This window comes from Streptomyces sp. NPDC086080, assembly GCF_044540255.1.
Lineage (GTDB): Bacteria > Actinomycetota > Actinomycetes > Streptomycetales > Streptomycetaceae > Streptomyces.
Window position 1 is genome coordinate 20,450 of sequence record NZ_JBITRU010000005.1, and the last position, 20,539, is coordinate 40,988.

Here is a 20,539-nt window from a genome sequence, read left to right on the forward strand (position 1 = left end):
CTTCCAGTGGCCGCCGTCCTGAATTCGGCGGCGTGCGAAGTGGGTGATGCGGTCGCCTCCTCTTCGGCGGGCGATCCCCATCGGGTAAGGCCGAAATTAGGCAGAACAGGTGAAGCGTCCGATGGCCGTACATGAACGAGGGGTGAACCCCTGAGGACGGTGCGGTGAGGTCACGGAACGCTTACGTCGAGGACACGGGGTGATTCCGCCGGATCACTGTGACGTACGGAGGGCGGCGAGGAGGGCGTCCACGAGGTCGGCGTCGTCGGGCCTCGTGAGGTGGGCGCGGGCGGCGTCCGGGGGGAGCCAGAGCACGCGGTCGACCTCGTCGTTGGGGGTGAAGGTGCCGGCGACGGCTTCGGCGGCCCAGTAGCGGACCCGCTTGGGACGGCCGTTCGCGAGATACCGGGCGGTGGGGAGTTCGGCGGCCGGTACGGCGGTGTGGCCCGTCTCCTCGGCGACCTCGCGCAGGGCGCAGACCAGCGGGTCCTCGCCGCGCTTGAGCTTGCCCTTGGGCCAGGACCAGTCGTTGTACTTGGGCCGGTGGACGAGGCACAGTTCGAGCGTGCCGGTCACGGGGGAGCGGCGCCACAGGACGCAGCCCGCGGCCCGGACGGTGAGGGTGCGGGTCTTGCCGGAGCGGGGGGTGCTCACGGTGTGTCTCCCTCTTCCTGCGGCGTGCTTCCTATGCGTGGATCCCGCGTGTGCTTCCTGCGTGTGCCTCCTACGTGTGCCTCCACGGCGTGCTGAGGGCTTGCTTCTGCCAGGCGCGCTGGAACGCGTACCGCGCTGCCTCCACCTCATGCCGCTGATCGGCGTGGAGCACGCCGAGCGCGTAGGCCGTGGCCGGGGCGATCCGCGGGGTGCGGGCCGCCTGCGCCGCGGCGGCGGCGGCCTCGGAGGCGTCGTGGTGCCGGTCGAGTGCCTCACCGGCGGCGAGGAGGTGGAGGTCGGTGCCAGTGCCGGTGCTCGTGTCCAGGACCTCGCGGGCGTAGCGGTACAGGCGCAGGAGGAGGCGCACCTGGTGCCAGGGGGCGTCCTGCGGGTGGGGGGAGGGATCCGGGGAGAGACCGTGGATCAGCGCTGCCGCGTTGTACGGGCTGCCCGCCGTGAGCAGGGGAAGCGCGGCGACGGCGTCGGTGAGCCGCTCACGCGCGGCGTCGGCGTACGGGCGCAGGTCGACGCCGTCGGCCGCCGGGGTCAGCGGCACCTCGCTGGCGAGTAAGGCGACCTTGTCGGCGACCCCGTGGAACCGGGAGGACCCCAGAGCCTGCAGCGCGGTGGAGTGCGCCCGCGTCCGGGCCAGCGTCAGCTGCCGGTCCAGCAGGGCACCGGCCTTGGCGGCACCGACGGTGAGATTGCCCCGGTCCGGGGCGGGCACGGGCCGGGCGGCACGGGCGACGTCGGGGGTGGGCGCGCCGGTGCGGGGCGGTTCGGTGGCGGGGGCGGTCACCGTGGCGGTCGCGGTCACGGTCACGGTACGCCGGGCCGCGCCGGTGAGGCCGTCGGCGGCGGGGACGGTGCGCGCCGGGCGGGCGGGGGCGATGCCTGGCGGGCCGGCCGGGGTGCGCGGGGCGTCGTCGGGCGCGGCGGTGGGGCCAGTGGGGCCGGTGGGGCCGGTGGGGCCGGTGGGGCCGGCCGTACCGGACGCGGTGGGCCGGGGGGTGCTCGTCGCGGCGGTGGCCGGGGCGGCGGTGGTGCCGGTCACCTGGGGAGTGGCCGGGAACGCCTCCCCGCGGGAGTCCGCGCCTCTCGTGCCGGGCGGGGCGGTGGCGGGCCCGGGGGAGCGCTTCGGCCCGCCGCTGGACGGCGGGCGGGCAGTGGTGGTGGCCGTGTGCCGTGCGGGGGCTGCGGTCTGGGTCGGGAACGGGGGCGCTCCCGACAGGCGGTGCAGGGCCAGGAGGAGCTGGTCCAGGCGGGCGGCGCAGGCGTGTTCCTGGGCCAGGGTGCCGGAGACCCAGGCCAGTTCGGGGCGCAGGGCCTCCGACCAGTCCCGGTCGAGGACCGGCTGGAAGGTGTGGAGGCTGGCGCTGATGCGGCGGGCCGCGCGGCGCAGTGCGCGGGCCGCCTCGACGGACTCCTCCGACGCGGCCGCGCCCGCACCGGTCTCCCGGTGGAGGCGCAGCGCGCGGAGGAACTCGGTCGCCCGGTCCCGCAGATAGCGGGCCAGGGCGTCCGCCGGTACGGGACCGGCCATGGGGTCCGTCGGATCAAGGTGTTGCTGTGCCACGCCGGCGCCTCCGGGCGTCAATGAGCATCTCCTGGACGTTGCGCAGGGGCCTGCCGTCCGGGTCCGTCGAGTGCCGGGTCCACTCGCCGTCCGGGCCGAGGTGCCAGGACGCCGTGGTGTCGGACATGCCGGTCTCCAGCAGCCGGTTGAGAGCGGCACGGTGAGCCGGGTCGGTGATCCGTACCAGCGCCTCGATCCGGCGGTCGAGGTTGCGGTGCATCATGTCCGCGCTGCCGAACCACACCTCGGGCTCGCCGCCGTTGCCGAAGGCGAAGACGCGGGAGTGCTCGAGGAAGCGGCCGAGGACGGACCGTACCCGGACGTTCTCCGACAGTCCCGGCACGCCGGGCCGGATCGCGCAGATGCCCCGGACCCAGATGTCGACCGGCACGCCCGCCTGCGACGCCCGGTAGCAGGCGTCGATGACCGCCTCGTCGACCATCGAGTTGACCTTGATGCGTACGTACGCGGGCCGCCCGGCACGGTGGTGCTGGGCCTCCTTGTCGATCCGTGAGACCAGGCCGTCCCGCAGGGACTTGGGGGCGACGAGGAGGCGCCGGTAGGTCTCGCGGCGGGAGTAGCCGGAGAGGCGGTTGAACAGGTCGGAGAGGTCCGCGCCGACCTGCGGGTCGGCGGTGAGCACGCCGAGGTCCTCGTACAGCCGGGCCGTCTTCGGATGGTAGTTGCCGGTGCCGACGTGGCTGTAGCGCCGGAGCGTCTCGCCCTCCTGACGGACCACCAGGGACAGCTTGCAGTGGGTCTTCAGACCGACCAGGCCGTAGACGACGTGGCAGCCCGCCTCCTCCAGCTTGCGCGCCCACTTGATGTTGGCGTGCTCGTCGAAGCGGGCCTTGATCTCGACCAGGACGAGGACCTGTTTGCCGGACTCGGCGGCGTCGATGAGCGCGTCGACTATGGGGGAGTCGCCGGACGTCCGGTACAGGGTCTGCTTGATGGCGAGGACGGCCGGGTCGGCGGCCGCCTGCTCCAGGAACGCCTGCACGGAGGTGGAGAACGAGTCGTACGGGTGGTGCAGCAGCACGTCCCGGCTGCGCAGCGCGGCGAAGATGTCGGGAGCGGACGCCGACTCCACCTCCGCCAGGTCGCGGTGGGTGCCCGCGATGAACTTCTCGTACTTCAGTTCGGGCCGGTCCAGGCTGTGGATGCGGAAGAGCCCCGTGAGGTCGAGGGGTCCCGGCAGCGGGTACACCTCCGCCTCGCCGACCTTCAGCTCGCGCACCAGCAGGTCCAGCACCTCCCGGTCGATGGACTCCTCGACCTCGAGGCGCACCGGCGGCCCGAAGCGGCGCCGCATGAGCTCCTTCTCCAGTGCCTGGAGGAGGTTCTCCGCGTCGTCCTCCTCGACCTCCAGGTCCTCGTTGCGGGTGAGCCGGAACGCGTGGTGCTGGAGCACCTCCATGCCCGGGAACAGCTCTTCCAGATGGGCCGCGATGACATCCTCGATGGGGACGTAGCGGCCGGGGGAGCTCTCCAGGAAGCGGGACAGCAGCGGCGGCACCTTCACCCGGGCGAAGTGCCGGTGCCCGGTGACCGGGTTGCGGACGACGACGGCCAGGTTCAGCGACAGGCCCGAGATGTACGGGAAGGGGTGCGCGGGGTCGACCGCGAGCGGGGTGAGGACCGGGAAGATCTGGTGCCGGAAGAGCGTGAAGAGCCGGGCCTGCTCCTTCTCCGTCAGCTCGTTCCAGCGGACCAGGTGGATGCCCTCCTCCGCGAGTGCGGGCGCGACGTCCTCGTGGTAGCAGGCGGCGTGCCGGGCCATGAGCTCGCGGGAGCGGGCCCAGATCATCTCCAGCACCTCGCGCGGCTGGAGTCCGGACGCGGAGCGGGTGGCGACACCGGTGGCGATACGGCGCTTCAGGCCGGCCACGCGGACCATGAAGAACTCGTCCAGGTTGCTGGCGAAGATCGCGAGGAAGTTCGCCCGCTCCAGCAGCGGGGTGTCGGGGTCCTCGGCCAGTTCCAGCACGCGCTCGTTGAACGCGAGCCAGCTGCGTTCCCGGTCGAGGAAGCGGCCCTGGGGCAGGGGGGCGCCGCCCGTCTGCGCCTCCTCGTAACCGTCGAGGTCCGCGTCGATGTCGGGTTCGAGGTCGGAGACCACTCCGGCCACGGTGTGCGGGCGGTGGGCGGCGATGGAGCCCACGGAGGGCTGCGGGTGCTGTACCTGTGCCTGGGCGTTGGGCTGGCTCATGACCCCATTCTTCCGCGCCCGGGGCATCACGGGCGCGTCGGAAAGCGCGGGTGGGAGCGGTGGTGGCCCTGAGGCGCCCCCGCTCCCCCCGTTCACCCGTCGGGGCGGTGCGGGTTCTGGCACGGCGGGATGCATGGGCCGAGCGTCGCAAGTCTGTCTGAATCAACGGTTACGGAGACATGACGTGCGGGATGCCGGGCGGCGGCTCGCGGGGGTGCGCGGGGAGCGGGGCCCGTGGGTCCGCGGCCCGGGCCCCCGTCTCCTGGGCCCCTGGTCTCTCGGGCCTCCGGTCCCCCAAACCTGTGGGCCCTCCGGCCCCCGGGGGTGGGGGTGGCCCGGGAGGGCTGTGGAGGGACGGAGGTGTGTGGAAGGGGTACGTACGGGTGTGCGCATGGGGCCGACGCCGCTGATGGGGTCTCGACGGCGGTTACGTGGCTCCAGGGGCCGTGTGAGCATGCGGCCCTCGCGGCACGCACCGCGGCCTCGGTGCTTCCGGTCAGCCGGGCCGGACGGATGGTGAGGCCCGCGGCGAAGGCCCCGGGGCGGCGTCACGGCGGTGCGGCCGTGACGCCGGCCGGGGCCCGCGCCGTCGTGCCCGTACGGCTTACCCGGCGCTCCGTCGCGCCGTGCCGGTGCGGTGGCGCAGCAGCCGGAAGGCGGCGAAGGTCAGCAGCGCGGCGACGGCGAGCACGATGCCGGAGGTGACCAGCTGGAGCGGCCAGTAGTGGGTGGCGGGGTGGAACTCGCGGTAGAAGTTGACGGCGTCGAGGTCCGCCAGTGCCGCCTCGCACTCGGGCACTATGCCGTTGTAGCAGGGAACGGCCAGCCGGTCGCCGTCGGCGGTCAGGATGCCTTCGCCGATCCAGAGGCCCGTCCCGTCCGGGCCGTCCCGCAGGCCGCTGACCTTGGTGACCGCGGGCCACAGATGCGGCATGGCGGCGTCGACGGCCACCCAGAGCGCTCCGAGCGCTACGGCGGCCGTGGCGAGTGCGGTCAGGGCGCGGCGCAGCAGCAGCCCCGCGAGGGCGCCCGCGGCCAGTCCGGCCAAGGCGAAGGCCACCGGGACGATGCCGTTGGCGTAGAAGGTGGCGGTCTCGGACCACGACGGGACGCTGTCGACGCGGCCGTGGGCCTCCTTCCAGGCCAGACGGTGCAGCCAGACCAGCAGGCCCGTCGCGGCGACGGCCAGTGCGGCAGGGAAGGCCAGCCGGGAGGCCAGCCAGCGGGTCGGCGAGACGCCCTGGGTCCAGGCGAAGTGGGCCGTGCCGGACTCCGTCTCACGGCCGGTCAGTGCGCCGCCTGCCCAGGCGGCGATCAGGAACGGCACGGCGAGCACGGCGACGGTCGTGTAGTTGTACACGTCGTCGTAGCGGACGACCGCGTCCTGGTCGTAGGCGCAGAGAGAGTTGCCGGCGCAGGCGTTGTACTGCTTCCAGGCCGCCCCCGAGGCGTCGGTCAGCGGGCCGCCGAGCCACAGCAGCGCCGCGCCGGTCAGCAGGACGAGCGCCGCACCGGCGAGGAGGGCCGGACGGTGCAGCCGTATCAGCCAGCGCAGCTGGCGGGGGGCGTGGGCCGGGCCGGCGGCGGTGGGCACGGTCGGGGTGGTGGTCGGGGTGGTGCTCACGCGGCGGCCTCCGTGGTGTCGGGCGCCGAGGCCAGGGCGGGGGCGCCCGGGTTGCGCAGGTAGGACAGGACGAGCTCCTCCAGGGACGGCGCGGCGGTGTGCCAGTCGCCGGGCAGCGGTCCGGCCGGGCGGAGCAGCGCGCTGAGCTGGCGGCCGGTGGTGCGGGACTCGACGACCTCGTGCGGGGCCAGCTCGGTCTTCGCCGGGGCGGAGACGCGGGTGTGGGCGGCCAGCAGGTCGTCGATCTCGCCGGCAAGACGGACCTGGCTGGCGCCGATCAGCAGCAGATGGTCGCAGGAGTCCTCCAGCTCGGCGACGACGTGCGAGGACATCACGATCGTCGTGCCGTGCAGGGCGGCCTGCCCCATCAGTACGCCCATCAGCTCGTGCCGGGCCAGCGGGTCGAGGTCGGCCATCGGCTCGTCCATGAGCAGCAGCTCGGGCCGCTTGCCCAGGGCGAGGGCGAGGGCCACGCGGGTGCGCTGGCCGCCGGAGAGCGCGCGGATCCGCTGTTGTGGGTCCAGGTCGCCGCCGGCCACGATCTGCCCGGCGGTGGCGGCGTCCCAGCGGCCCGGGTTCAGATCGGCGCCCATGCGCAGCGTCTCGGCGATGCTGAGCTGCGGGTACAGCGGCTTGTCCTGGTTGACGAAGCCGACCCGGGCGCGGGCCGTCGCCGGGTTCGTGCCGAGGACGGTGGCCGTGCCCTCGGTGGGGGCCAGCAGTCCGGCGGTGATGGCGAGCAGCGTGGACTTGCCCGCGCCGTTGGGGCCGACGACGGCGCAGACGCGGCCGGCGGGCAGCCGGAAGGAACAGTCGCGCAGCGCCCAGGTGGCGCGCCGGCCGAAGCGCTTGCCGAGCGCGTCCGCCTCGATGGCAGGGACGGTCATGACGGGTCTCCCTGAGAGGTATTCGGATGTGCGGGGTCCAGTGTTCGTGCGGAGTCCGGCGGTCGGGCCGGGTAGTGGGTCTCGAGTACGGCGGTGAAGAACGCGGCGACGTCCTCCCGCTCAAGCCCGGCCTCACGGGCCCGGGATGCCCAGTCCTCCAGCTCTGCGCGCAGCGGGGAGTCGGTGGGGGCGGTACCCAGGGAGCGCCGTACGAAGGTGCCGAGGCCGCGCCGGGCGTCGACCAGGCCCTCACGCTCCAGCTCGCGGTAGGCCTTCAGCACGGTGTTGGGATTGACGGCGGTCGCTTCGACGACCTCGCGGGCCGTGGGCAGTTTGTCACCGGGGGCGAGCAGGCCCAGACGCAGCGCCTGTTTGGTCTGCTGGACGATCTGGACGTAGGTGGCCACGCCGCTGTGCCGGTTGATGTGGTATTCGACCACTCAGCAACCACCCTTCCACTAGTTAAGTAGTGAAAGGGTGATGCAGTGAGATGCAAAAGTCAAACCGCGGTGCCGTGAACCGATCGGCCGGGCTCGTCCGATGAGGGAGACGTGAGCGAAACGAGAAGCGACGGGGAGCTGCTGCGCGCTGTCGCGGCGGACGGGGACCGGCGCGCCTTCGAGGAGCTGTACCGGCGGTACGCGCCGTGGCTGACCGCCCGGATGCGCAGCCGGTGCGCCGACGCGGGCATCGTCGACGACGTCGTCCAGGAGACGTTCCTCGCGGTGTGGCGCGGAACGGCCCGGTACCGCGGGGAGACGCCCGGCGCGGACGCCGCCGGATGGCTGTGGCGGATCGCCTCGCGCCGGCTGGTCGACGCCCTGCGCGGCGCCGGCGCGCGCGGCCGGCTGCGGCAGAGCCTCGCCCGGCTGCGGCACCGGGACGAGGCGTCGGCGGAGGAGCGCGTGCTCGCGGGGGTGGAGCACGGGGACCTCGCCGGTGCCCTGGTCCGGCTGTCGCCGGAACTGCGCGCGGTGCTCCAGGCCACGGTCGTCGACGGGCTGACCACCCGCGAGGCCGCCGTCCTGCTCGGCATACCGCCGGGCACGGTCAAGACACGGGCGATGCGGGCCCGCAGGCAACTCAGGGAGGCGCTGGCATGACGAACGCGACAACGGGCTGGCACGTCCCCGAAGAGGATCTGCGCGCCTACGCCCGGGGCGACCTGACGCCGCCCATGCTCTGGTCGGCCGACACCCACCTCACGGCCTGCGCCCACTGCCGGGCCGTCCTCGCCGCGGCCTGCGACCCCGTCGCCCTCGACGCCGGCTGGGCACGCCTCGACGCCGAACTCGACGTGCCCCGCCCGAGGTTCCTGGAGTTGCTGCTCCTGCGGCTCGGCATCGCCGACCACACCGCACGGCTGCTCGCGGCCACCCCGGCACTGCGCCGCTCCTGGATCGGCGCGGTCGTCGCCGTCCTCCTGGTCACCGTGGCCGTCGCCGCCGGCCAGGACACCACCGGCTCACCCACCCTCTTCCTCGCCCTCGCGCCGCTGCTGCCCCTCGCCGGGGTCGCACTGTCGTACGGGCCCCGGCTGGACCCGACGTACGAGGTGGCGGTCGTCGCCCCGATGCACGGTTTCCGGCTGCTGATGATCCGTACGGTGGCGGCGCTCGGTGCCGGGCTCGGCCTCAACGGGCTGGCCACGCTCGCGCTGCCCGGGTACGGACTGCGCGCCCTGACCTGGCTGCTGCCCGCCCTCGCGCTCACCGCGACCGCCCTCGCGCTCACGGCCCGGCTGGGCCCGGCGCTCGCGCCGCTGCTCGTCGGCGGCGGCTGGGTCGCGCTGATGCTCACGGCGGAAGCGGTACGGGCCGGCGGGAACGACCCGCTCGCCCCGTTCACCGCGGCCGGTCAGGGCGTGTCCGCGGTGGTCGCGGTACTCGCCGCCGGAATCCTCGTCCTGCTCCGCGACCGCTTCGACCACAGCCAGGGGGACACGGCCTGACCGTCCCCCGGCTCCGCCCCGGCCGGGGTGACGGGGCCGGGAGACCCTGAGCCTCTTGCCCACCGGGGTGACGGGGCCGACCCCGAGCCTCTCGCACACCAGGGCGACGGCGCCGACCCTGAGCCCCTCTGGCCACCGGGGCGACGGGCCGGGACACCCGATCCCCCTCCGAGCCGGGGTGACGGGGCCAGGACACCCGGCCCCTTCCGCGCCAAGGCGACGCAGCCCGGCGTCCCCGCTCCCGGCCCGCCGTGGAGGAGCCGGGGACGACGCCCCGGCCCCTCCACGCCGAGGCCGACGGTGCTCACGCCCGGCAGGGCGCCCCGGCCCCTTCCTCCGCGGAGGAGCGCGGTGCGTGCCACCGCTCCCGACCGTCCGACGTACCTCTACCTGTACGGAGTTCCGTATGACCCCGACTGTCTCCGCCTCCGGGCTGAGTCTCCATTACGGCCGCACCCGCGCCCTCGACGACGTCTCACTGCGCCTGTCCCCCGGCGTCACCGGACTGCTCGGGCCCAACGGCGCCGGCAAGACCACGCTGCTCCGGGTGCTCGCCACCGCCGTACCGGCCGACCGGGGCGCCTTCACGGTGCTCGGCCACGACCCCGGTACCTCGCGCGGCCGGCAGGAGGTGCGGCGCCACCTCGGCTATCTGCCACAGACCCCCGGCTTCCACCCCGACTTCACCGCCTTCGAGTTCGTCGACTACGTGGCGATCCTCAAGGAGCTCACCGACCGCACCGCCCGGCACCGTGAGGTGCGGCGGACGCTCGACGAGGTCGGCCTCGGCGACGTACGCGGCAAGCGCGTCAAGAAGCTGTCCGGCGGGATGCGGCAGCGGGTGGCGCTGGCGGCCGCGCTCGTCGGCGACCCCGCCTTCGTCGTCCTCGACGAGCCCACCGTCGGACTGGACCCCGAACAGCGCCTGCGCTTCCGTGAGCTGATCGCCCGGGCCGGCGAGGGCCGTACCGTGCTGCTGTCCACGCACCAGACCGAGGACGTGGCGATGCTCTGCCACCGGGTGGTGGTTCTGGCCGACGGCACCGTCCGTTTCGACGGGACCCCCACCGAGCTGACCGCACGGGCCGCCGGGCGGGTGTGGAGCAGCGCGGAGCGGGACGCGGGTGCGAAGGCCGGATGGCGCACGGGAACGGGCACCTTCCGCAACGTGGGCGACCCGCCCGCCGGTGCCAGCCTGCTCGCACCCACCCTGGAGGACGGCTACCTGCTCACCCTCGACGGCACCAGCGCGGCGGTGACGGCATGACCACGACGACCGAGCTGCCCTCCCCGGTCCCGGTGACGACCGCCCACCGCACCTCCTGGACCACCGTGTTCACCCTGGCCGGCTTCGAGGCCCGCAGACTCCTGCGGAGCGTGCCCGTCCTCGTCGCCTTCGCGGTCTACCTCGCCTGGACCGGGTGGCGCACCCCTGACGCGTACGGCGGCTTCCCCGCGCTGCAGGACGTCGACCGGGACACCCAGGCCGGGCCGCTGCTCGTCGGCCTCGCGGTGCTGCTGAGCGTCCACCACGCCGTACTGCGCTCCCGCCGGCACGACACCGACCGGCACCTGTCCGTGCTGGTGGTCCAGCCGTGGCGCCGTACGGTCGCGCATCTGCTGTCCCTGGTGCCCGTGGTGCTGCTCGTCGCGCTCTGTGTGGGCGTCCAGTTCACCTGGCATGAGCTCAGGCCGGGCGCCGTCGGGCACGGCTCCCCGGGTGAACTCCTGGTCGGGCCGCTGTCCGTGCTGTTGTTCGGCGCGTTCGGCGTCCTGCTGGCCCGGCTGCTGCCCGCGCCCATCGGGGCCCCGCTGCTGATCGTCCTCATGCTGCTCTTCTTCACGCTCACCTCGGGGCCCGCGAGCGAGGGCTGGACACGGTGGCTGATGCCGTCGGTCGGCGAGTACAGCTTCGCCACCCTCCCCTCCGACCTGATCGGCCGCCCCGCCGCCTGGCACGCCCTGTACCTCGCCGGCCTCGCCCTGAGCGTGGCCCTGCTGGCGGTACTGCTCTCCGGGGCCGCCCGGCTGCGGACCGTCCAAGCGGGCGTCGCCGCGGCGGTGGCGCTGACCCTGGTCGGTGCGGTGGGGCAGTCCCGGGGCGTGCCCGACGAGGTGACCGAGGCGCGCGAGCAGGCCACGGTCGCCCCGGAGAAGACGCAGAAGTGCGTCGAACGGGACGCCACGACCTACTGCGCCTACCCCGAATGGGGGCCGCGCACCGGTGACTGGGCGCGGATCGTGGAGGACGTCCGCTCCCTGGCGGGAGCCGGCGCGGCGGACCGGCCGCTGACCGTACGGCAGCGGATCGAGGCGCGTTACGGCCTGGACGGCGACGCCGCGCTCGACCCGTCCGCCCGCCCGGACGAGGTGACCGTCGGCACGGCCTGGGGCGGCAACCGGGTCCCGGAGTTCGCCGTCGCCGTCGCCGGGGTGCTGGTCACGGGGAAGGAGGAGACGGCCGGCGCGATGTGCGACGCCCGGATCGTCACCGTGATGTGGCTGGCGCTCGCCGACCGCCCCGACCCGGTGGCCGATCTGCGCGGTGTGCGTCTGGACGACAGTGACTCGGGTTCGGCGATCGTCGTCTCGCAGACGGAACCGCTGCGGATGACCTCCGCGCACACGGATCTGGTGGTCGGCCTGCTGAAGCAGCCCCGGGACGCGGTCGCCGCGAAGGTGCGGGCCAACTGGGCCGGGCTGACGGCCCCGAAGGTGACGACGGAACAGGTGGCGCGGATGCTCGGCATGGCCGTGCCGGAGGGCCCGGCAGAGGAGGACGAGTGCCTGTGAACGCCGGGCCGGGTAACGAGCGAACGCCGCACGGTGACGCGGTGAGCGGCCGAACGCCGCACGGTGACGCGGTGGGCGGCCGAGGGGTGGACGGTGGCGCCGTGGGCGGCCGAACGCCGCACGATGGCGCGGTGGGCGGCCGAGCGGTGGACGGCCGAACGCCGCACGGCGGCGCGGTGGATGGCCGAGCGGTGGACGGTGGCGCCGTGGGCGGCCGAACGCCGCACGATGGCGCGGTGGGCGGCCGAGCGGTGGACGGCCGAACGCCGCACGGTGGCGCGGTGGGCGGCCGAGGGGTGGACGGTGACGCGGTGGGCGGCCGAACGCCGCACGGTGGCGCGGTGGGCGGCCGGCCCGTGGCCCGTGGCGCGGTGGTCGGTGGTCCGCCGGGACCGGGGCTGGTGCGGGTGTTGCTGCGGCCGGTCGTACGGACCGTGCCCTGGCGGATGATCGCGGCGGGCGGCGGACTCGGCCTGCTGTTCGCCGCGTGGCCCAGGCTGATGGGCGAGGAGGCGAACGGCCAGGCGGCGCTGACCGCGCTGCGGGCGTCCGCCCTGGCCTTCGCGCTGGGGGCGGGCTTCCTGCTGGACGACCCGGCCCGGCACACCACGGCCGCCGTACCCACCCGCCGTGCCCTGCGTCACGCCCTGCGCCTCGCCCTGCTGCTTCCGGTCGCGGCCCTGTGGTGGACCGCGGCCCTGCTCCTGGCCCCGGAGCGGATACGTCCGCCGGTCGCCGACATCACCGTGGAGGCGGCGACGATCCTGGCCATCGCCCTGACCGGAGCCGCGCTGGCGGTCCGCCGCGGGGACAGCGCCCGGCCGGGTCAGGCCGTCGCCGGGTTCCTGCTCGGCTCCGCGATCCTGGCGCCGCTGCTGGGCCCCGAGAGCTGGGCCCTGTTCGCGGGCGCGGGCGACCCGAGGTGGCCGGCCGCCCACGACCGCTGGACGGTGCTGTTGTGCGCCGTGCTGCTGACGGGGGCGGCGAGTGCCACGGAGCCGGTACGACGCCGCACGCTCGGCCGGCTCATGTCTCCGTCCGGTACATCAGATCCGTCTCGTGGGTGACGAACCCCAGCCGCTCGTAGACGGACACCGCGGCCTTGTTGTCCGCGTCGACGTACAGCATGGCCGTCGGTAGTCCCTTGCCCGCCAGATACCGCAGCCCGATCGTGGTGAGGGACTTGCCGAGCCCGCCGCCCTGGGCATCCGGGCTCACGCCGAGGACGTACACCTCGCCGAGCCCTTCCGCCGCGTGCGCCTTGGTCCAGTGGAAGCCGACGAGCCGGTCCCCCTGTTCCGCGAGGAAGAACCCCTCGGGATCGAACCACGGTTCGGCCTTGCGGTCGTCGAGGTCGCGCTGGGTCAGTGAGCCCTGCTCGGGGTGGTGGGCGAAGGCGGCGGCGTTCACCGCGAGCCAGGCCGCGTCGTCCCGGCCGGGGACGAACGTACGGACGCGCACGCCGTCCGGCAGCACCGGTTCGAGCGTGTCGAGCCCGGCCAACGGCCGCCGCATCTGCCGCAGTTCCCGGAACAGCGTCAGCCCGAGCACCTGCGCCAGATGGCGGGCGGCGGAGTGGCCGCCGTGCGCCCACACCCGCAGCCGCTTGCCGGAGGCGGCGAGCAGCGCGTTCCCCAGGGCCCGCCCGTGCCCGTGGCCCCGGTGGGACGGATGCACGACGAGTTCCGCGGCGGGAGGTTCCACCGGATCGGTGTCCTCCAACTGGGCGTATCCGACGAGCTCGTCGTCGACGGACAGCAGCAGATGCGAGACCCCTTCCCGCTCCCCGCCGCGCAGTTGCAGCCGCCCCTGCTCGGACACCGCCTGCTGACCGTCGGTCCGGGCGGCCTCCGCGAGCAGGGCGAGCACCGTCTCGGTCTGCTCCGGGGAGAGCGCGGCGTAGGTCTGGAGGGAACGGGGCCGGCCTGGCCGTGCGAAGTCGTCGCTGGTCATGCGTACGAGGGTAAGGGGACCGTGCCGAAGGGGGCGCACAACGGACGGCAATGCCGTCGGCGAAAGATAAACCAGCTCGTAACCCTGAATACCTAGTCGAGCTACGCGCGTTGACTCTAGGCTGCGCCGGTACCCACTCGGACCCACAGGGGGACGTATGCCAGCCACATCCCCGGCGCACCACCCGCACCACCCGCGCCGCAGACGCCGTACGAACCGACTTCTCGCGACCGCCGCCGGTGTCCTCACCGCCGGCGCGCTGGCCGCGGCCGCCCTGCCCGGGGCGGCGAGCGCGGGCGAGAACCACGGGACCAAGGGCAAGCCGCACGGCCACAGTCACGGCCGCTACCAGGACGTGCAGCTGCTGTCCTTCAACGACCTGCACGGCAACCTGGAACCCCCGGCGGGTTCCTCCGGCCGGGTCACCGAACTCCAGCCGGACGGCACCACGAAGACCATCGACGCGGGCGGCGTCGAGTACCTGGCCACCCACCTGCGCGAGGCCCGCAAGGGCAACCGCTACTCCATCACCGCGGCCGGCGGTGACATGGTCGGCGCGTCCCCGCTCATCTCGGGCCTCTTCCACGACGAGCCCACCATCGAGGCGCTGAACAGGCTCGACCTGGACGTCACCTCGGTCGGCAACCACGAGTTCGACGAGGGCGCGCGCGAGCTGAGCCGCCTTCAGTACGGCGGCTGCCACCCGGTGGACGGCTGCTACACCGACAAGAGGTTCAAGGGCGCCGACTTCCCGTACCTCGCGGCGAACGTCGTGAACGACAAGACCCGCAAGCCCCTGCTGAAGCCCTACTGGGTGTGGAAGCGGGGCGACGTCAAGGTCGGCTTCATCGGCGTGACCCTGGAGGGCACCCCGGACATCGTCTCCGCCGAGGGTGTGAAGGGCCTGTCCTTCAAGGACGAGGTCGAGACGATCGACAAGTACGCCAAGGAGCTGCGCCGCAAGGGCGTGAAGTCCATCGTGGCCCTCCTGCACGAGGGCGGCTTCCCGGCCTCGTCCTCCTACAACTACGACTGCGACTCCCCGGGCGCCGGCGACGGCATCTCCGGCCCCATCGCGGACATCGCGAAGAACGTCACGCCGGACGTGGACGCGCTGGTCACCGGCCACACCCACGCGGCGTACGCCTGCACCGTCCCCGACCCGTCGGGCAAGCCCCGTACGGTCACCTCGGCCGCGTCCTTCGGCCGTCTCTACACGGACACCACGCTGACGTACGACCGCTGGACGGGTGACATCGCCCGTACGGCCGTGAAGTCCGCGAACCATGTCGTCACCCGGGACGTCCCCAAGGCGCCCGACATGACCCGCCTGATCGACCGGTGGAACACGCTCGCCGCTCCCATCGGCAACCGTGCCATCGGCCACATCTCCGGCGACATCGTCCGTGACGGCACGGAGTCCCCGCTCGGCGACCTGATCGCCGACGCCCAACTGGCGTACGGCAGGACGCTGGACGCGGAGACCGACCTGGCGCTGATGAACCCGGGCGGCATCCGCGCCTCGCTCACCCACACGGCCAGTGGCACCGAGGGCGACGGCGTGGTGACCTACGCCGAGGGCTTCACCGTCCAGCCCTTCGCCAACACGGTCAACCTCCAGGACTTCACCGGCGCCCAGCTGATCCAGGTGCTGAAGGAGCAGGTCAGCGGCCCGAACGAGGCGGCCCCGAAGATCCTGCAGATCTCCTCGGGACTGACCTACACCCTGGACCTGACGAAGACGGGCGCGGACCGGGTGGTCACGGACTCGATCAGGCTCGACGGTTCGGCCATCGACCCGGCCGCCACCTACCGCGTCGCGACGAACAGCTTCCTCGCGGGCGGCGGCGACGGCTTCCCCACCCTGGGTGAGGGCACGAACGACCTGGTCGGCGAGGACGACCTGACGGCCCTGGAGCAGTACCTGACGGCCAACTCCTCGGCCACCACCCCGCTCGCCCCGCCGGCGGCGGACCGCATCACGATCGTGCGGTAGCAGTCACCGAGGGGGCCGGTCCGAGGACGCCGACGCGCACCTCGGACCGGCCCTTTCGCATGCTCATCGCGGCATACGGACCACCTGGCGCGCGTTGTCCACCGGGAAGGCCACCGCCCCGAGCTGAGAGGGCCCCACCATGAGCCGACCGACGACGTCAACTCCGCTGCCGAAGGACACGAAGGTCCTGTACATCGGCCTGCACCCGAGCACCCTCGACTACAGCCGGATTCCCGACGGGCTGGACGAGGTGACGCTCACCGCCCGGATCGAGGCGGGAAACGCGGCGCTGAGGGAGGCGGGGTACGACGTCGTCTGGTGCCCGGTCGACCCCGCCCCGGATCAGGCCGAGGCGACCGTCCGGGAACATCTCGGGAAGCAGGCGTTCGGCGTGGCGGTGATCGGCGGTGGCGTCCGCCTGTTCCCCGAGCACACTCTGCTGTTCGAGCGGCTGGTCGACGTCCTCACCGAGGCGGTACCCGGAATCCGGCTCGGCTTCAACACGGAGCCCGGGAACACGATCGATGTGCTGAGGCGGTGGATCAGCACGCCGTAGGCCTCCGGGCCATTCCTTGCCCTACCCGGCCCACACCACCGCCTGCGCGACGATCACCCGCTCCCCGTCGAAGGTGACGGCGGGTCCGGCATGGAGCTTGTACCCCATGTCCAAGGCCTCACTGACGCGCCGGCAGAACGCCGCGTCATCGGGTCCGGTGAGTACGCGGTACTCGGGCAGCCCGTCCGGTGGTGTCGACATGCCCCCACGGTGCCACACCCGTCGTCCGAGTGGGCGAGAGCGGTCGGTCGCCCCGTGCCGGACCCGGCCGGCGAAGCTCCTCCGGACGAGCCCACGCCCGACCGTGCCGTCGACCGGCACCGACCGCACGGAGCCCGCACCGGACGGGCTGCGGCAGCGCTACGGCAGCACTATGGCAGCGCTACGGCAGCCAGGACTCGGTAGGCGTGGGCACCTCCGTCCGAGGCGACATCACGATGCTTCCGGTGGTGGCGTCGGAGCCCCCGGGAGCCGGATCGTGGCCGTGGTGCCGGCGTCGTCGGCCGGGGTCAGGGTGACGGTGCCGCCCGCCTGCTGGACCGTGCGGGCCACGATGGACAGGCCGAGGCCGGAGCCCGGGAGGGCGCGGGCGGTGGGGGAGCGCCAGAAGCGGTCGAAGACGTGGGGGAGTTCGTCGGCGGGGATGCCGGGGCCGTGGTCGCGGACGGTGAGGACCCCGTCGGTGAGGCGGACCTCGATCGTGCCGCCGGGCGGGCTGAACTTCACCGCGTTGTCGAGGACGTTGACCACCGCCCGTTCCAGCGCCGCCGGTTCGGCCCGTACGTACCAGGGGCGGACGTCCGCCGTGATGGTCAGCTCCGGGCCGCGCAGCCGGGCGCGGCGCAGGGCCGACTCGACGGCGTCCTGCCACGCCACGATCTGGGCGCGGCCCGCGTGCGGATCGGTGTCCGGACGGGACAGTTCCTGGAGGTCCCCGATGAGTGCGGCGAGTTCCGTCATCTGGGCCTTGACCGAGGTGAGCAGGGCCTTGCGGTCCTCGGCGGGCAGGGGCCGGCCCGTCTCCTCGCTGCGGGTGAGGAGTTCGATGTTGGTGCGCAGCGAGGTGAGGGGGGTGCGCAGTTCGTGGCCGGCGTCCGCGATGAGCTGCTGCTGGAGGTCGCGGGAGCCGGCCAGGGCGGACGTCATGGAGTTGAAGGAGCGGGAGAGGCGGGCGATCTCGTCCTCGGAGTCGTCCTCCACGGGGATGCGGATGCCCAGGTCCTCGGTGCGGGCCACGTGTTCGACGGCCTCGGTGAGCCGGTCGACCGGGCGCAGTCCGGCGCGGGCCACGGCGAGACCCGCGGCGGCGGAGCCGACGACGCCCACACCGGAGACGAGGAGCAGCAGCAGGGCCAGTTCGTTGAGCGTGGACTGGGTGTTGCCGAGCGGCAGGGCGACGACGAAGGCGTAGTCCCGCACCACGGCCCGGCCGAGCGGGCCGGTCTTGACGACGACGGCCGTCGTCAGCACGCGCACCCGTTCGCCGTCGCTGTCGGTGCCGTCGCGGACGGTGCCCTTCTCGGGGTCGGGCCGCGCGGCCACCGCCCGGTCGCCGCTGGTGACGTCGATCGCGGCCGCGGAATAGGGCAGGACGCACACCCGGCCGTCGGCGCGGACCAGCTGGGCGTACTGGTTGCTGCGCGGGGTGATGACGCCCGTGTCGGACGGCTCCGGCACACAGGCGTCGGTGAGCTGCTCGAACTCCTCCTGCTGGAGGGTGAGCACCGACGACCTCAGATCGTCGTCGAGTTCGTCGTACAGCTTGCCCCGCACGATGAACCAGCAGGTCACCGACACCGCCGCCACCGCGAACGCCACCGCCGCCGCGACCAGCAGGGACAGCCGCGCCCGGATGGGCAGCGCGCGGAAGCGGCGCACCGGACCCGTCACTCCGCGCCGCCCTGCCGCAGCGCGTACCCCACCCCCCGCACCGTGTGCACCAGACGCGGTTCGCCGCCCGCCTCGGTCTTGCGGCGCAGGTACATGACGTACACGTCGAGCGAGTTGGAGGACGGCTCGAAGTCGAAGCCCCAGACCGCCTTCAGGATCTGCTCACGGGTGAGCACCTGGCGCGGGTGGGCCATGAACATCTCCAGCAGGGTGAACTCCGTACGGGTCAGCTCCACGGTCCTGTCGCCGCGCGCGACCTCCCGCGTGGCCAGGTTCATGCGCAGGTCGGCGAAGGTGAGGACGTCGTCCGACTCGGCGGAGGCGGCCACCGCGCCCGCGTAGGAACTGCGGCGCAGCAGCGCCCGGATACGGGCGAACAGCTCGTCCAGCTCGAACGGTTTGACCAGGTAGTCGTCGGCCCCGGCGTCCAGCCCCGTCACCCGGTCGCCGACGGTGTCGCGGGCCGTCAGCATCAGGATGGGCGTGGTGTCGCCCGTGGCGCGGATCCGGCGGGCGGCGGTGAGGCCGTCCATGCGGGGCATCTGGATGTCGAGGACCAGCAGGTCCGGCCGGTACGCCGCCGTCTTCTCCAGCGCGTCCGCGCCGTCGACGGCGACCTCGGTGCCGTACCCCTCGAAGGCCAGGCTGCGCTGGAGCGCTTCACGCACCGCCGGCTCGTCGTCGACGATCAGGATGCGCTGGGGGGCACGGTCGCCTTCTGCGGGGGCGGGGCTCATGGTGTGTCGGGTCCTTCGTCTGGACGGGGCGTGCGGCGGGGAGGGGGAGGGCAGGGGAGGGCCGGTCTCCCAGGGTCTTCAGCGTCGCACGTTTCCCGGGTCGCGCGTCAGTTCGTGGCACCGGAGCGCAGGGCCGGCAGATCCGCCTTGACCGTGTCGACCGGGATGGCGAAGCCCAGTCCCACGCTGCCCGCCGCCGAGGAGTCGGCGCCGCTCGGCGCGTACATCGCGGAGTTGATGCCGATGATGTTGCCGTTCATGTCGATCAGCGCGCCGCCGGAGTTGCCGGGGTTCAGGGAGGCGTCGGTCTGGATCGCCTTGTACGTGGTGGTCGAGGAGCCCGTGTCGCCGTTGAACTGCCGGCCGCCGTACTCGAACGGCCAGCCGCCGCCCTGCTGTCCCTGCCGCGCCTGGCTCCGGTCCGTCGAGACGGTCACGTCCCGGTCGAGGGCGGAGACGATGCCGCTGGTCACCGTGCCGGTCAGGCCCTCGGGGGAGCCGATCGCCACGACCTGGTCGCCGACCTGCACGCCGTCGGAGTCGCCGAGGGTGGCCGCCTTCAGGCCGGAGGCGTTCTCGAGCTTGAGCAGCGCCAGGTCCTTCTCGCTCTCGGTGCCGACGACCTTCGCGGTGTACGTCGTGCCGTCGGCGGTGCGCACCTTGACCGAGGAGGCCCCGGCGACGACGTGGTGGTTGGTGACGATCTCGCCGTCGTCGGTGATGATCACACCGGAGCCGGTGGAGGAGCCTGCGTTGGAGGCCGCGCGGATCTCGACGATGCTCGGGCTGACCGCCGCGGCGACGCCGGCCACCGTGTCCTTCTGGCTCGACGGTACGACGTTGGTGCCGGTCGAACTCGACGAGGCGACCGTGTCGCTGCCGGTCAGCTCCTGCACGCCGTAGGCGGTGCCGCCGCCGACGGCCGCCGCGACGATCGCCACGGCGGCGAGCAGGCCGGCGGGGCCGCGGGTGCGCTTCCGCCTCCGCGCGGGGGCGGCCGACGGGTCCGGGTCCGAGGGGCGCGCGGGCGTCGGCGCGTACGCCGGCGGGGGCGGCCACTCGGGGTTCACCTGCTGGGGGCTGCTGTCGTACGCGCCGCTCGGGCGGGGGCTCTCGGTCATGCTCATGAGCCTCGCGCCGGACGATGAGAGCATCCTGAGTGCTCGCTGAGAAGCACGACAGAACCTCGTATGCCCGACATAAAGGCCCACCGGGTGCGGGGTCGGACGGGGGCCGTGGTGCGGGGCCGAAGGGGGCGTGGCGCGAGGCTGGAGGGGCCCGTGGTGCAGGGCCGGACGAGGGCTGGGGTGCGGGACCGGACGGGCGCGCCGTGGCGCGGGGCGGGAAGGGGCCGCGGTGCAGGGATGGGAGGCGGGCTGCGATGCAGGGTCGGAGAGGGCTGCCGCGGTGCGGGGTCGGACGGGGGCCGTGGTGCGGGGTCGAAAGGGGGCCGCGGTGCAGGGATTGGAGGCGGGCTGCGGTGCGGGGTCGGAGGGGGCTGCCGCGGTGCGGGGTCGGACGGGGGCCGTGGTGCGGGGCCGAAGCGGGCTGCGGTGCGGGGTCGGAGGGGGCCGCGGTGCGGGGATGGGAGGCGGGCTGCGGTGCGGGGTCGGAGGGGGCTGCCGCGGCGCGGGGCTGGAGGGGCCCCGTGGTGCGGGGTCGGACGGGGGCCGCGGTGCAGGGCCGGACGGGCGGCGGGGCGCGCGCCGG

General features: G+C 73.7%; 18 protein-coding genes. 7 read left to right on the forward strand and 11 right to left on the reverse strand.

Annotation, left to right across the window (positions count from 1 at the left end):
* Nucleotides 1–213: 213 nt before the first annotated feature.
* The 6 genes from ACIF9R_RS07860 to ACIF9R_RS07885 all read right to left on the reverse strand — a co-directional run bounded on the left by ACIF9R_RS07860 (nt 214) and on the right by ACIF9R_RS07885 (nt 7,393).
* Complete coding sequence (locus ACIF9R_RS07860; RefSeq protein ID WP_399975813.1) at nt 214–654, reverse strand: NUDIX hydrolase; 441 nt, start codon at nt 652–654, stop codon at nt 214–216.
* A 70-nt stretch (nt 655–724) separates the two neighbouring features.
* Nucleotides 725–2,197, reverse strand: coding sequence for a CHAD domain-containing protein (locus ACIF9R_RS07865; RefSeq protein WP_399976626.1), 1,473 nt, complete (start codon nt 2,195–2,197; stop codon nt 725–727).
* 13 nt (nt 2,198–2,210) lie between these two features.
* A complete protein-coding gene (locus ACIF9R_RS07870) occupies nt 2,211–4,577 on the reverse strand; it encodes an RNA degradosome polyphosphate kinase (RefSeq protein ID WP_399975815.1) in 2,367 nt (788 codons plus the stop codon).
* A gap of 469 nt (nt 4,578–5,046) precedes the next feature.
* On the reverse strand, nt 5,047–6,066 hold the full coding sequence (locus tag ACIF9R_RS07875) for an ABC transporter permease (protein WP_399975818.1): 1,020 nt from the start codon (nt 6,064–6,066) through the stop codon (nt 5,047–5,049).
* Complete coding sequence (locus tag ACIF9R_RS07880; RefSeq protein WP_399975820.1) at nt 6,063–6,953, reverse strand: ABC transporter ATP-binding protein; 891 nt, start codon at nt 6,951–6,953, stop codon at nt 6,063–6,065. Before ACIF9R_RS07880 ends, ACIF9R_RS07875 begins: the two co-directional genes overlap by 4 nt.
* On the reverse strand, nt 6,950–7,393 hold the full coding sequence (locus tag ACIF9R_RS07885; RefSeq protein WP_399975824.1) for a GntR family transcriptional regulator: 444 nt from the start codon (nt 7,391–7,393) through the stop codon (nt 6,950–6,952). The genes ACIF9R_RS07880 and ACIF9R_RS07885 overlap by 4 nt, the downstream gene beginning before the upstream one ends.
* A 111-nt stretch (nt 7,394–7,504) precedes the next feature.
* On the opposite strand from ACIF9R_RS07885, the gene ACIF9R_RS07890 reads away from it, so the two are divergent.
* The 5 genes from ACIF9R_RS07890 (at nt 7,505) to ACIF9R_RS07910 (ending at nt 12,764) form a co-directional block, all read left to right on the forward strand.
* Nucleotides 7,505–8,056 carry an RNA polymerase sigma factor gene (locus ACIF9R_RS07890; protein ID WP_399975826.1) on the forward strand — a complete coding sequence of 184 codons (552 nt, stop codon included), beginning with the start codon at nt 7,505–7,507 and terminating at the stop codon, nt 8,054–8,056.
* Nucleotides 8,053–8,904 carry a zf-HC2 domain-containing protein gene (locus ACIF9R_RS07895; protein WP_399975829.1) on the forward strand — a complete coding sequence of 284 codons (852 nt, stop codon included), beginning with the start codon at nt 8,053–8,055 and terminating at the stop codon, nt 8,902–8,904. Before ACIF9R_RS07890 ends, ACIF9R_RS07895 begins: the two co-directional genes overlap by 4 nt.
* Nucleotides 8,905–9,310: 406 nt before the next feature.
* A complete protein-coding gene (locus ACIF9R_RS07900; protein WP_399975831.1) occupies nt 9,311–10,171 on the forward strand; it encodes an ABC transporter ATP-binding protein in 861 nt (286 codons plus the stop codon).
* On the forward strand, nt 10,168–11,697 hold the full coding sequence (locus ACIF9R_RS07905; RefSeq protein ID WP_399975834.1) for an ABC transporter permease: 1,530 nt from the start codon (nt 10,168–10,170) through the stop codon (nt 11,695–11,697). The genes ACIF9R_RS07900 and ACIF9R_RS07905 overlap by 4 nt, the downstream gene beginning before the upstream one ends.
* Nucleotides 11,698–12,008: 311 nt before the next feature.
* Entirely contained in the window at nt 12,009–12,764 is a 756-nt protein-coding gene (locus tag ACIF9R_RS07910; RefSeq protein ID WP_399975837.1) for an ABC transporter, read from the forward strand.
* Here ACIF9R_RS07910 and mshD read toward each other — a convergent pair.
* Nucleotides 12,724–13,650 (reverse strand): mycothiol synthase, encoded by a 927-nt coding sequence (gene mshD / locus ACIF9R_RS07915; RefSeq protein ID WP_399975840.1) that lies wholly within the window; start codon nt 13,648–13,650, stop codon nt 12,724–12,726. The genes ACIF9R_RS07910 and mshD overlap by 41 nt on opposite strands.
* Nucleotides 13,651–13,807: 157 nt before the next feature.
* On the opposite strand from mshD, the gene ACIF9R_RS07920 reads away from it, so the two are divergent.
* Both ACIF9R_RS07920 and ACIF9R_RS07925 read left to right on the forward strand, forming a co-directional pair.
* Nucleotides 13,808–15,646 (forward strand): bifunctional metallophosphatase/5'-nucleotidase, encoded by a 1,839-nt coding sequence (locus ACIF9R_RS07920; protein ID WP_399975842.1) that lies wholly within the window; start codon nt 13,808–13,810, stop codon nt 15,644–15,646.
* Nucleotides 15,647–15,785: 139 nt separating this feature from the next.
* Nucleotides 15,786–16,202 (forward strand): hypothetical protein, encoded by a 417-nt coding sequence (locus tag ACIF9R_RS07925; protein ID WP_399975845.1) that lies wholly within the window; start codon nt 15,786–15,788, stop codon nt 16,200–16,202.
* 21 nt (nt 16,203–16,223) lie between these two features.
* On the opposite strand, the gene ACIF9R_RS07930 is transcribed toward ACIF9R_RS07925, so the two are convergent.
* The 4 genes from ACIF9R_RS07930 to ACIF9R_RS07945 form a co-directional block, all read right to left on the reverse strand.
* Entirely contained in the window at nt 16,224–16,403 is a 180-nt protein-coding gene (locus tag ACIF9R_RS07930) for a DUF1737 domain-containing protein (RefSeq protein WP_399975848.1), read from the reverse strand.
* Between the two features lie 231 nt (nt 16,404–16,634).
* The gene (locus ACIF9R_RS07935) at nt 16,635–18,092 is read right to left on the reverse strand and encodes a sensor histidine kinase (RefSeq protein WP_399975850.1); all 1,458 of its coding nucleotides are present in this window, start codon (nt 18,090–18,092) and stop codon (nt 16,635–16,637) included.
* A complete protein-coding gene (locus ACIF9R_RS07940; protein WP_399975852.1) occupies nt 18,089–18,829 on the reverse strand; it encodes a response regulator transcription factor in 741 nt (246 codons plus the stop codon). The genes ACIF9R_RS07935 and ACIF9R_RS07940 overlap by 4 nt, the downstream gene beginning before the upstream one ends.
* Nucleotides 18,830–18,936: 107 nt before the next feature.
* Nucleotides 18,937–19,950, reverse strand: coding sequence for a S1C family serine protease (locus ACIF9R_RS07945; protein ID WP_399975854.1), 1,014 nt, complete (start codon nt 19,948–19,950; stop codon nt 18,937–18,939).
* Nucleotides 19,951–20,539 lie beyond the last annotated feature (589 nt).